Raw genomic sequence first — 11,719 nt, 5'->3', positions numbered from 1 at the left:
TCACCACTGCTCTCCTTCTTTCGCGCGATCCGTCAAGATCAGCGGATCGTCCACCGCAGTATGGGGTGCCTCCCACCAGCGGACCTGGGATTGGCGGAATTGATGTCTTGGCACAGAGCAACCGTCGAACGGGTATTCGGCGGCGACTTCGCGCTGGCGCCCCAGTGGGCGAGTCGAGCAACATCCGCCCATGCGGCTGCCGGTCGCAGGGGTCTGAGGTGATGCGGAAGATCGGTTTGCCCATCCTCGAACTCGACTGCGTCGTGCGGCGTCGACGAGGTGGGCGGCCGCCGCGGCTCGATCGCGCCGCCGACGAGGGAATGGCCGCCACTCCGGCATTGCTGTCGCACGGTCGCGCGGGGCCTCCGCACCAGGTGTGAGAATCTACTGCGGTGAGTGGACCGTCAACCGAACGCAATTCCGCTCCTGCCGTCGACCAGTTCTTCGAGGTTCGAGCGGAGCTGTCCGGGCGGTCTGGCCGCGTCGGCGTCATCCACACCCCGCACGGTGACATTCACACGCCTGCGTTCGTGGCCGTCGGCACCGCGGCGACCGTGAAGGCAGTACTGCCCGAGTCCATGAAGGACGTTGGCGCTCAAGCGGTCCTGGCCAACGCCTATCACCTCTACCTGCAGCCGGGCCCCGACGTCGTCGACGAAGCGGGCGGGCTCGGGGCCTTCATGAACTGGCAAGGGCCCACCTACACGGACAGCGGTGGGTTCCAGGTGCTCTCGCTCGGCGTGGGGTTCAAGAAGGTGCTGTCGATGGACGCCGGGCGAGTCCAGGCCGACGACGTCATCGCCGAGGGCAAGGAGCGGCTGGCGCACGTCGACGACGACGGCGTGACATTCCGGTCGCACCTCGATGGCTCGACGCACCGGTTCACCCCCGAGGTGTCCATCGGCATCCAGCACCAACTCGGTGCGGACATCATCTTCGCGTTCGACGAGCTGACCACGTTGATGAACACCCGCGGCTACCAGGAACGTTCGGTGCAGCGCACCCATGACTGGGCCGTGCGGTGCCTCGCCGAACACCGTCGGCTCGGCGTCGAGCGAGCCGACAAGCCGCCGCAGGCACTGTTCGGCGTGGTGCAGGGCGCACAGTACGAAGACCTGCGTCGGCAGGCGGCCCGCGGGCTGACCGAGATCCGCGACGAGGATGGCCGCGGCTTCGCCGGCTACGGCATCGGCGGCGCGTTGGAGAAGCAGAATCTCGCGACGATCGTCGGCTGGGTCACCGACGAGCTGCCCGCGGACAAGCCTCGTCACCTGCTCGGCATCAGTGAGCCCGACGACCTCTTCGCCGCGGTCGCGGCGGGCGCGGACACCTTCGACTGCGTGTCGCCGTCGCGCGTCGCGCGCAACGCCGCGGTGTATTCGGCGGACGGGCGGTACAACATCACCGGCGCCAGGTACAAGCGCGACTTCACGCCCATCGACGCCGAATGCGACTGTTACACCTGCGCCAACTACACCCGCGCCTACGTGCACCACCTGTTCAAGGCCAAGGAGATGCTCGCCTCCACGCTGTGCACGATCCACAACGAGCGCTTCGTGATCCGGCTCGTCGACCAAATCCGCGCGGCCATCACCGCCGACGAGTTCGACGAACTCCGCGAGCACGTGCTCGGGCGGTACTACTCGTCCTAGCACCGACTCGTCCTAGCACTGCGTTCTTGGACGTGTGCACAATAAGAGCATGACCACTGCCGCCGAGGCGCAGACACTCGTGGTGCAACTCCTCGATCCTGCGACCCGCGCCGACCCGTACCCGCTGTACGACCGCATCAGGCAGGGCGGCCCGCTGCCCATGCGGGACGGACACCTCACCGTCTTCTCGTCGTTTGCCGACTGCGACGCGGTGTTCCGCCACCCGTCCTCGTCGAGTGATTCCATGAACTCGACGCTGGTGCAGCGCCAGCTCGCCGAGGGCATCGTCGTTCGGCCACCAGGACCGCCAAGCTTCCTGTTCCTCGACCCGCCCGACCACACCCGGCTGCGCAAGCTGGTCAGCAAGGCGTTCGTCCCGAAGGTGATCAGGGCGCTCGAACCGGACATCACCTCGATGGTCGGCGACCTGCTCGACGCGATCGAGGAGCGGGCCGGAGCGGGTCCCTTCGACGTCATCGCCGACCTGGCCTACCCGCTGCCCGTCGCGGTGATCTGCCGACTGCTGGGCGTCCCGCTGGAGGACGAACCGAAGTTCAGTGAGGCGTCCGCGCTGCTGGCCGAGGCACTCGACCCGTTCATCACCTTGACCGGCGAGGCGTCTGACGGCGCCGAGCGACGACAGGAAGCGGGCAGGTGGTTGCGCCAGTACCTCCACGAGCTCGTCGACCTGCGCCGCGGCGCACCCCGGGACGATCTGATCTCGGGACTGATCGCGGCGGAGGAGGGCGGCGATCATCTGACCGAAGACGAGATCGTCGCAACGTGCAATCTGCTGCTCATCGCCGGTCACGAAACGACCGTCAACCTGATCGCCAACGCGGCCCTGGCGATGCTCCGCAGCCCGCGGCAGTGGACCGCGTTGGCCACCGATCCGACTCGGGTGTCGGCCGTCGTCGAGGAGACCATGCGCTACGACCCGCCCGTCCAACTGGCGACGCGCATCGCAGGCGACGACATGACCATCTCCGGCGTCGACATCCCAAGGGGCGACACGATGATGATGCTTCTGGCCGCGGCGCACCGCGATCCCGTCGCGGTCGACCGCGCGGGAGTCTTCGACCCCGACCGCGCAACGATCCGCCACCTCGGCTTCGGCAAGGGACCCCACTTCTGCCTCGGCGCACCGCTGGCCAGACTCGAGGCGTCGGTCGCACTGTCGGCGGTCACGGCACGGTTCCCCGACGCTCGACTGGATGGCGAGGCGATCTACAAGCCGAACGTCACGCTGCGTGGGCTGGCGTCGTTACCCGTCGCGCCCTGAGTGATTTGTGCACGCGCACCCGCGGCGGGCGCGGGTTCCAACACGCAGATCGCTAGGCGAGTTCGGCGATGACCGCGCGTGCCGCCCGCTCGCCCGCCTCGACCGCACCCTCCATGTAGGCGCTCCAGTGGGTAGCGGTATCCGTTGACGCCCAATGGATCACGCCGATCGGCGTCGACAGCGCGTGACCGTACGTGGTCCACACGTGCGGCCCGTGATTGGCGTTGTAGCAGCCTCTGGTCCACTGTCGGTCCGACCATTCGCCGTCGACGTAGAACTCGGGATTCGCCGCCCTGCCGCCGTAGTGCCGTACCAATTCCGCCGTCAGCGCGGTCCGACGCTCGTCATGGGGGAGCCTGCCGAACGTGCGGGCCTGATCGCCTTCGAGGAACAGCAGGATGACGCCGCGGTCGTCGCCTGGGATGCAGGTGTCGTTGGACATCCGGGCGGGGCCGACATCCGAGATGAGCTGACCGTTGAATCCGTCTGCACGCCAGAAGGGTTCGTCGTAGACGAAGAACGCCTTCATGGCCGAGCCGTTGGGCAGTCGTTGCGTGAGCTGGTCGCGGACGCCGGACAGCGGCGGGTCGTACATGATCCGGCCGGCCAGGGTGGGCGAAATCGCGACGATGACCCGGCGCCCGCGTGCGACCAGCCCGCCGCGGCAGTGCACGGTCACGCCGTCCGCGGTGTGTTCGATGAGCAGCACCGGGGCCCCTAGCACGATGTGGTCGGTGATCATGGCAGCCAACCGGCGGGGGATCTCGCTGGTGCCGCCAACGAATCGCGTGGTCTGAGCCCCGCCCTCCGATTCAGCGAAGAGTTCCGACGTCACGCCGCAGGTCTGAATCGTGAAGAGCAGATGCAGAAACGACACCTCGACGGTGGGCACCGCGAGGATGCCGACGGTGCAGATCTCCAGCAGCGTCCTGGCGACCGGCGACAAACCCTGCGCGTCGTACCAGCCGCCCGCCGAGACGACGTCCCATTCGGCGGCGCGCGGTGCTAGCCACGGTGCCTCGACGGGGACCTCCGCGGCCAGCTCGTCCAGCAGGCGAAGCACGCGTTCCAGCTGGGCCAGCTCGTCGGCGAACTGGGTGTGAAAGTCCTTCTCGCGCAACACCCCCGAGCCGCCAAGGTCGTAGGACGTCTCGCCTTCGTCATACTGCCGATACGTCTCGACGCCGAGTTCGGCGGCCAGGGCGAACATCCGTTGGTGCGTGTCGCCGATCCACTGGGCCCCGAGCTCAACGGGCAATCCCGGCGCTACCTCCTCGGTGAGAATGCGCCCGCCGACCCGGTCGTCGGCCTCCAGGAGCAACGGATGCAGGCCGGCTGCGAGCACCGTTCGGGCGGCGATCATGCCCGACAGGCCCGCCCCGACGATGACGACGTCCGCTTGCACGTTCGGTGGCGACATGTCGCCCAGTCTCTCCCGCTCGCGGGGAACGCGTGGGCTAAAGCGGGTTGAGGATCCGGTCGAGGAACTGCCGGGTGCGCTCCTCCTTGGGGTTTCCGATGACCTCTTCCGGCGTGCCCTTCTCGAGGATGATGCCCCTGTCGGTGAACAGCACCTGATTGGAAACCTGCCGAGCGAACTGGATTTCGTGGGTGACGATCACCAGCGTCCACCCTTCGACGGCCAGATCCTTGATGACCGAGAGCACCTCGCCGACGAGTTCCGGGTCTAGTGCCGAGGTCGGCTCGTCGAACAGCACCAGCTTGGGTTTGAGGGCCAATGCCCGTGCGATGCCCACCCGCTGCTGCTGCCCACCCGACAACTGGAACGGGTACTGGTCCCTCTTCTCGGCCAACCCCACCTGTTCGAGCAGCTGGACGGCGTCGGCGACGGCCTCGTCCTTCGGCCGCTTCTGCACGATCACCGGTACCTCGATGATGTTCTCCAGCACCGTCTTGTGCGGGAACAGATTGTGGCCCTGAAACACGAAGCCACTGCGGGACTGGAACCTGCGCACCTCGGATTTCGGTGTCGGCGTTGAGAAGTCGATCTCGACGTCGTCCACCCGGATCACGCCGGAATCGGCCCTGTCGAGCGCGTTCAGCGTACGAAGCAGCGTCGTCTTGCCCGAGCCCGACGGCCCGATGATGGCCGTCGCGGTGCCACGCTCCACGGTGAACGAAACGCCTCTGAGCACCTTGTTGTCGCCGAACGCCTTCTCGACGTTCTCCGCGGTGACGCGGTACTCGATCTCGCCGCCGTCGACGCTGTCCTTGACGTCCTCGGTCATCGCGCCACATGCCTTTCCAGTCGACGTTCGAAGCGATTCTGGCCGATCGACAGCACCAGGCAGATCACCCAGTAGTACACCGCGGCAGCGGTGTACGTCGTGAAGAAGTCGAACGTCGGCGCACCGATCTCCTGTGCCTTACGGAATAGTTCGGTCACCAAGATGACCGATGCCAGCGACGTGTCCTTCACCAACGAGATCAGCGTGTTCGACAGCGGCGGGACCGCGACGCGGGTCGCCTGAGGGATGATGATCCGCCTCAGCGTGCTGGTGTAGTTGAGCCCGACGGTCTCGGCGGCCTCCCATTGACCCTTGGGAATGCTTTGAATCGCTGATCGGATGATCTCTGCGGCGTAGCCACCGACGTTGAGCGAGAACGCGATCACGGCAGCGGTGAACGCAGGCAGCGTGACCCCGAACTTCGGTAGGCCGTAGAACACGATCACCAACTGCACCAGCAGCGGGGTACCGCGGATGAGGGAGATGTAGAAGCGCGCCACGTTGGAGAGGATCGCGTTCGACGACAACCGTGCCAACGCCACTGCCAGCGCGATGACCAGTCCCACCACGAAGCTGATGATGGTGAGTGGGATGGTGGCGGTGAGTGCGGCCTTGGCCAGCGGCCACAGATTGTCGAGAACCAGTTTCCACGCCGACCTCGGCGCCGGCGGCGGCTCGGCGGCCTGCCCACTGGCCTGCGGCGCGCCCCCGGCCGCACCCGTCGCGTCGGCCTTGAGGTACTTCTGCGAGATCTTGGCGAGGGTGCCATCGGCGCGCAGTTCGTCCAATGCCCCGTTCAGCTCGGGTAGGTATCCGCTGTTCTTGACGGCGGCCAAGCCCTGTTCACTCTTCTCGCCCGTGTTCGCCGCGATCTTCACGGACTTGTCGCCCGTCTCGGCGAGATAGGCATAGACAGCGATGCTGTCGTTGACCGTTGCGTCGATGCGGCCCTGATTCAACAGCGTGATCGCTTGTGCGAAGCCCTCGACGGATTCCACGTTGGCGCCGGCATCCCTTGCCACCTGCGCCCAGTTGCTGGTGCTCGACTGGGCGGTGGTCTTGCCCCTCAGGTCGGCGAGCGAGGAGATCGAGTCGTCGTTCGCCCTGGTGACGATGACGCCTTCGCCGACCGAGTACGGCTGCGAGAGGTCGTACTTGGCTTGGCGTTCCGGGTTGATGGTGACTTCGTTGGCCACCACGTCGAAGCGCTTCGCCTCCAGCGCGGCGAATATCGAGTCCCACGGGGTTTCGACGAATTCGACGGGCACGCCCAGCTTCTCGCCGACGGCCTTGGCGACGTCGACGTCGTACCCGGTCAGTTCGCCGGTCGCCTGGTCGTGATAGCTGAACGGCGAGTACGTGCCCTCCGTCCCGACACGCAGCACCCCCGCCGACCTGATCGGCGTGTCCGCAGGCGCGCCCGTTGCGTCGGCCTTGAGGTACTTCTGCGAGATCTTGGCGAGGGTGCCGTCGGCGCGGAGCTCGCTGAGCGCGTTGTTCAGCTCGGGGAGGTAGCCGCTGTCCTTGCGGGCGGCGAAGCCCTGCTCGCTCTTCTCGCCGACGGTGCCTGCGATCTTGATCGACTTGTCGCCGGTTTCGGCCAGGTAGGCGTAGACGGCAATGCTGTCGTTGATGACCACGTCGACGCGGCCCTGGTTGAGTAGCGTGATCGCCTGGGCGAAGCCTTCGACCGATTCGACGTTGGCCCCCGCCTTGCGCGCCACCTCCGACCAGTTGCTGGTGGCGTTCTCCGCGGCGGTCTTGCCCTTGATGTCGGCGAGCGAGGAGATCGAATTGTCATCGGCGCGCGTGACGATGACGCCCTCGCCGACGGTGTACGGCTGGGACAGGTCGTACTTCGCCTGGCGTTCGGGGTTGATGGTCACCTGGTTGGCGACGATGTCGAAGCGGTCGGCCTCCAACGCGGCAAACATCGAGTCCCAGGGGGTCTCGACGAATTCGACGGGCACGCCAAGCTTCTCGCCGACGGCCTTGGCGACGTCGACGTCGTAGCCGGCCAGGTCGCCGGTGGCTTGGTCGTGATAGCTGAACGGTGAGTACACACCCTCGGTGCCGACGCGCAGTACGCCCGCCGCCTTGATCGGGTCACTGCCCTTGTCGTCCGACGATCCGCAACCGGCCGCGCTGAGTACCACCGCGGCGACGACGAGGACGGCGAGCATTACTCGCCGGAAGTATCCGAACACCGGCGGACGGTAGCAACCGATCAATCACTTTCAAAGAGTTCTGCTCACACGGGCTGGTAAATCCAAGGTCCGCGGGGCAGCGCCGCCGCATCGAATTCGGCGAGCATGCCCTCCGGTGTCGTCGCCGAATATCCGAGTGACTCGGCGATCAGGGTGAGCGCATGCTCGACCCCCAACTCGGCCAACGTGACGGCGCCATCGCGCTTGGCCAGCCGTTTGCCGTCGACGTTCAGTACCAGCGGAACGTGTGCGTAGGTCGGTTGCGGATGGCCCAGCAGCGAACCGAGGTAGGCCTGCCGCGGTGACGACGAGAGCAGATCGTCTCCGCGCACCACCTGGTCGACGTCCTGGGCCGCATCGTCGACCACTACCGCCAAGTTGTAGGCCGGTACCCCGTCGTAGCGCCGCAACACGAAGTCGTCGACCACGCCGGTGTACTCGCCGTGCAACACGTCGGTGACGGTGTACTCGGCGACGTCGGAGCGCAGTCGCAGCGCAGGCGGCCGATCCGAGGCGTTCCGACGCTCGGTGCGCTCGTCGTCGGTGAGGTTGCGGCAGGTCCCGGGGTACGCGCCCTCGGGCGCGTGCGGCGCGCGGGGCGCCCGCAGGATGTCCTTTCTGCTGCAGAAGCATTCGAACGTCAGCCCGCGCGCGGTCAGCTCGTCGACGACGGCCCGGTAGCGGTCCTCGTGGGCGGTCTGATACTCGGGCGCCTCGTCCCAGGTGATCCCGATCGCGGCGAGATCTGCTACCTGGTGGGCTGCGACGCGCGGGGACGTCCGGTCGTCGAGGTCCTCGACGCGCACCAGGAAGCGACGCCCCGTCGACCTGGCGAACAGCCACGCCAACAGTGCCGTTCGCAGATTTCCGAGGTGTAGGTCGGCGGACGGACTTGGGGCGAACCGGCCCGCGGCGGAGTTCATCGCATCGCTCATCTAGAACGGATTCATTGCCAGGACCTGCAGCACCAACAGTGCGCCGGAGGGGGAATCACGACGAGAAGGGAGCGGGGTCGTCGAGGTGGGGCGGGTGGGGCTCGTTCATCGGATCACTTCTTTGCGGGCGCGGGAGCTCGTGTCTGCAACCGTAGCGCGCCGAGCCCCACCCGACACGCCAGTCCCGGTAGGTCGGTGCGACTAGGCGACCGCCGCCAGCCGTGAACGGGCCTGCCGGACGCAGTCTGCCCAGCCCCGGCCGGGTGCATGCACCGCCGTCTCGCCAGCGAACGCGCTGGAGATCACCAGATCCGGCCGAAGTGGCGTCAGCAGTTGCAAACTGGCCGAGAGGGGGTCGGCGTCGCTGACCGGCGGAATGTACCCGGCGAACCAATTGCCATCGGCGCCAAGCAGTATCGTGTCGCCGGTGAACAGGTAGCGCTGGCCGTTGACGCCGGGCACCAGATAGCTGGTGCTGCCGGGGGTGTGGCCGGGGGTGGGGATGACCTCGATGCCGTTGGCGTCGACGTGCCTGCCCGCGAGGGGTACGTCCACGTGTGCGTGCTGGCCGATCTCGACGAGTTCGGCCGCCGGGGCGTGCAGCCGCGCGTCGAAGCGTTCCCGAACTCGGCCCAGCATTGGCCCGGCTTCGTCGCGGTGCGAAAGATACTGGTGGGCAACGCCACCCAGGTTGGCGATGGCGTCGAAGTCGGCGTCTGTCTGGACCCCGTAGAACAGGACGTTGCCGTCGGGGCCGCCCGTCCATAGGTAGGCGTGGGTGGTCAACCCTGGGAAGGGGCTGTCGATGCGGGCTTCCCAGAGGTCGGCGCGGATGGGTCGCATGGGTTCCTCCTGCTGCACGTGATGACTGTGCACCCATGGTGGAACATCAACCGCACTTGAGGTCAAGGACGTCGTCGATCGCGTCAGCTCGCCTTGACCCGGTCGTCTTGACTCTGCAGGGCCACCGTCGCCGTGTCCGCGGGTGACTGAACGCCGATGCCCCGCCCCTGAACGGTCACCGCGAGGCGCGTGCGATCACCTCGGAAGAGGTCACGCGAGAACTCGCAGGGTGTTCCGTTCTGGTCGTAGGCGATTCGAGTGATGAGCAGGAGCGCCGACCGCTGCTTGATGCCGAGCAGTGTGGCTTCGTCGGGGGTGGCATTGACCGCCTCGATGCGCTCGTCGGCGCGTGAGGTGACGAGACCGTAATGGGTTTCCAGGATTTCGTAGATCGACCCACCGAGCTCGCGCTCAAGCAGTCCGGGAAAGGCGTCGGCGGGGAATTGCGCGAGCTCCAGCGAGATTGGGGACCCGTCGGCGAGCCGCACGCGCTGGATCTCGACCACGAAGTCGTCGGCCGCGAGGTGCAGTGCCTGCTGCGTGGTGCGGTCCGGGACCGTGATCTTGGTGGCCAGCACCCGGGTGCCCGCCACGTACCCCTGGTTGGCGAGGAATGCGGGGACGCCGACCACGTCGGACAGGCTCCGTTGCACCTGGGCGTGGCTGATGAAGATGCCGCCTGCCCGTCCGATGACGCGGTCGACGAGACCGGCCTCCTCCAATGCCGCCAGTACCTGCCGCAAGCCGGACCGGCTGGTGCCGTACCGCTCGGCCAGTTCGCGTTCGCTGCCGAGTTTGGTCCCAGGGGTGCCCGCGTTGAGATCGGCCACGATGCGACGCCGCAGTTTCTCGCTCGGCGTGGGCACGGCGTCTCCTGCCTGTGTATTTGGTCGGACCAATTCTACGGAACGGCGAGGTTACTGTTCGGCGATCGCCGCCTGGGATTCGGGCAGAATCTGGCCGCCGTCCACCACCAGGGCCTGCCCGGTGATGTAGCCGGCCTCCTCGGTGGCGAAGAACAAGGCGGCATTGCCGATGTCGGCCACGCTCCCGAGCCGGCCTGCGGGCACCGCCGCCGCCATTTGGTTCATGTAGTCCTGGCCCATTTCGATGAGACCCTCGGTGATGATGTTGCCGGGCAGCACCGCGTTGATGGTGATCTTCTTCGGCGCGAGCTCCATGGCTGCGGTCCTGATGAATCCGAGTTGCGCAGCCTTGCTGGCGCCGTAGTGCGACCACCCTGGGTAGCCGGTGATCGGACCGGTGATGGACGACGTCACGATCACCCGGCCATGGCCGCTGTCGGTCAGCGCGGCGAGTGCAGCCTGGACGATGTACACGGTGCCCTTGAAGTTCACGCCGATCACGTGCTCGATGTCCTCGGGGGTCAGGTCTTCGAGCCGCCCGGACGGAAAGATTCCCGCGTTGGCGCACACGACGTCCAACGCGCCGTGTCGTTCCAGTGCCGCGGCGACCACGCGGCGGCAGTCCTCGGGGCTGGTGACGTCGGCGGCGACGCCACTGACCGCACCTGGGGCGCCTGCGAGTTCGGCGACGGCCGTGTCGATGTCACCCTGGGTGCGTCCGGTGATGACGACGTTGACGCCCGCTGCCGCGAACGTCTCGGCGATGCCTCGACCGATGCCCTTGCTGCCGCCGGTCACGACGGCCGTGCGGCCCTGCAGTGAAGTGAACATGTTCGCCTTTCAGTGGGTGGGTCAGGCCAGCCGTAGCCCGTCGAACGTCAGATAGCGTTCGGCGAGTTCACAACTGCCCTTGGCGTAGGTGACCGAAATCGCCTGCGATTCCTTCGAGTGGCTGTGCGTCCCCATCCACGCCAGCAGCAGCAGTCTGCGCAGCAGCACGAACGACGGCAGCATGGCTTCGTCGCGCTCGGCCAGCGGTCGACGGGACCGGTAGCCTGCCGCCCAGGCATCCTGCCACCGAGGCACCGCGGGATCGTCCTCGAAGAAGGACACTGCGGTGCCGAAATCGTAGAAGTACCAGCCGAAGCCGCAGTCGTCGAAGTCGATGACGGTGATCGTCGGGTCCGCGCCGTGCCCTGGGTCGTCGACGAGCAGGTTGGCCAGACGTAGGTCGGCGTGCACCAGGCCGAAGACGTCGGGGCCGGTGCCGTACCGATCCAGCCGATCACCCAGCAACTGCTGCGCCCTGCCCAGCAGGGCGGACTCCTCGTTGCCGACTCCCATCGCGTCCTGCCAACGGCCCCAACGTGGTTGGTCGCCGAGGCTGTGCTGCCAGTCCCAGGAGAAGCGGCCGAACCCAACCGGGCGGACCCACGTCGTCGAATGGTCGTGCAGGGCGGCGGTGATTCGGCCCAGGGTGAAGAAGTCCTGGTCGGTGAGGTTCTTCTCGTCGGGCTCGTTGCCTGCAACCATCTCGAAGTGGACGACGTGACGCGCAGTTCCGTCCTGGTCGACGGTGACGACCCGTCGACCGTCACGCGTGGGAAGCACCGTGGGTACGGTGACGTCGCCGCCGACCCGCAGGGCGTCGAGCCAGTCGAGTTCGGACTCGATCTCGTGCGGTC

General features: G+C 66.9%; 10 protein-coding genes and 1 pseudogene. 2 read left to right on the top strand and 9 right to left on the bottom strand.

All coding sequences use genetic code 11. The annotated features are described in order from the left end of the window. The first annotated feature begins 392 nt into the window (after window positions 1-392). A complete protein-coding gene (tgt, locus tag ABW137_RS36235; RefSeq protein WP_526407864.1) occupies window positions 393-1,652 on the top strand; it encodes a tRNA guanosine(34) transglycosylase Tgt in 1,260 nt (419 codons plus the stop codon). Window positions 1,653-1,701: 49 nt separating this feature from the next. After that, window positions 1,702-2,934: a cytochrome P450 gene (locus tag ABW137_RS36230; protein WP_526407862.1), complete on the top strand. Its 1,233-nt coding sequence runs from the start codon at window positions 1,702-1,704 to the stop codon at window positions 2,932-2,934. A 52-nt stretch (window positions 2,935-2,986) separates the two neighbouring features. Here the strand turns inward: ABW137_RS36230 and ABW137_RS36225 are convergent, their stop codons facing one another. From ABW137_RS36225 to ABW137_RS36185, 9 genes and pseudogenes are all read right to left on the bottom strand, one after another. Beyond that, window positions 2,987-4,354 (bottom strand): flavin monoamine oxidase family protein, encoded by a 1,368-nt coding sequence (locus ABW137_RS36225; RefSeq protein WP_526407860.1) that lies wholly within the window; start codon window positions 4,352-4,354, stop codon window positions 2,987-2,989. Between the two features lie 37 nt (window positions 4,355-4,391). Then, the gene (locus ABW137_RS36220; RefSeq protein WP_526407858.1) at window positions 4,392-5,183 is read right to left on the bottom strand and encodes an amino acid ABC transporter ATP-binding protein; all 792 of its coding nucleotides are present in this window, start codon (window positions 5,181-5,183) and stop codon (window positions 4,392-4,394) included. Then, the gene (locus tag ABW137_RS36215; protein ID WP_526407868.1) at window positions 5,180-6,583 is read right to left on the bottom strand and encodes an ABC transporter permease subunit; all 1,404 of its coding nucleotides are present in this window, start codon (window positions 6,581-6,583) and stop codon (window positions 5,180-5,182) included. Before ABW137_RS36215 ends, ABW137_RS36220 begins: the two co-directional genes overlap by 4 nt. Window positions 6,584-7,084: 501 nt before the next feature. Beyond that, a pseudogene (locus tag ABW137_RS36210) lies at window positions 7,085-7,366 on the bottom strand (transporter substrate-binding domain-containing protein); the annotation flags it as partial. Between the two features lie 68 nt (window positions 7,367-7,434). Then, complete coding sequence (gene gluQRS / locus ABW137_RS36205) at window positions 7,435-8,313, bottom strand: tRNA glutamyl-Q(34) synthetase GluQRS (protein WP_526407866.1); 879 nt, start codon at window positions 8,311-8,313, stop codon at window positions 7,435-7,437. Window positions 8,314-8,526: 213 nt separating this feature from the next. Further along, a complete protein-coding gene (locus ABW137_RS36200) occupies window positions 8,527-9,168 on the bottom strand; it encodes an MBL fold metallo-hydrolase (RefSeq protein WP_526407857.1) in 642 nt (213 codons plus the stop codon). A gap of 83 nt (window positions 9,169-9,251) precedes the next feature. Further along, window positions 9,252-10,034, bottom strand: a complete 783-nt coding sequence (locus ABW137_RS36195) for a GntR family transcriptional regulator (protein ID WP_526407855.1) — start codon at window positions 10,032-10,034, stop codon at window positions 9,252-9,254. A gap of 51 nt (window positions 10,035-10,085) precedes the next feature. Beyond that, window positions 10,086-10,865 (bottom strand): 3-oxoacyl-ACP reductase FabG, encoded by a 780-nt coding sequence (gene fabG, locus ABW137_RS36190; RefSeq protein ID WP_526407853.1) that lies wholly within the window; start codon window positions 10,863-10,865, stop codon window positions 10,086-10,088. A gap of 21 nt (window positions 10,866-10,886) precedes the next feature. Continuing rightward, window positions 10,887-11,719 (bottom strand): phosphotransferase enzyme family protein (locus ABW137_RS36185; protein WP_526407851.1); only part of this gene is annotated, 833 nt, incomplete at its 5' end.

Source organism: Mycobacterium sp. (assembly GCF_040509115.1).
Lineage (GTDB): Bacteria > Actinomycetota > Actinomycetes > Mycobacteriales > Mycobacteriaceae > Mycobacterium.
The sequence above is the reverse complement of the archived record's forward strand: the minus strand, read 5'-3'. Positions and strand labels throughout refer to the sequence as shown.

Excerpts from the sequence above, each read along its gene's own strand:
- ABW137_RS36230 (WP_526407862.1), top strand. The coding sequence starts at position 1,702 with ATGACCACTGCCGCCGAGGCGCAGACACTCGTGGTGCAACTCCTCGAT.
- ABW137_RS36225 (WP_526407860.1), bottom strand. The coding sequence starts at position 4,354 with ATGTCGCCACCGAACGTGCAAGCGGACGTCGTCATCGTCGGGGCGGGC.
- ABW137_RS36220 (WP_526407858.1), bottom strand. The coding sequence starts at position 5,183 with ATGACCGAGGACGTCAAGGACAGCGTCGACGGCGGCGAGATCGAGTAC.
- gluQRS (WP_526407866.1), bottom strand. The coding sequence starts at position 8,313 with ATGAACTCCGCCGCGGGCCGGTTCGCCCCAAGTCCGTCCGCCGACCTA.
- ABW137_RS36200 (WP_526407857.1), bottom strand. The coding sequence starts at position 9,168 with ATGCGACCCATCCGCGCCGACCTCTGGGAAGCCCGCATCGACAGCCCC.
- fabG (WP_526407853.1), bottom strand. The coding sequence starts at position 10,865 with ATGTTCACTTCACTGCAGGGCCGCACGGCCGTCGTGACCGGCGGCAGC.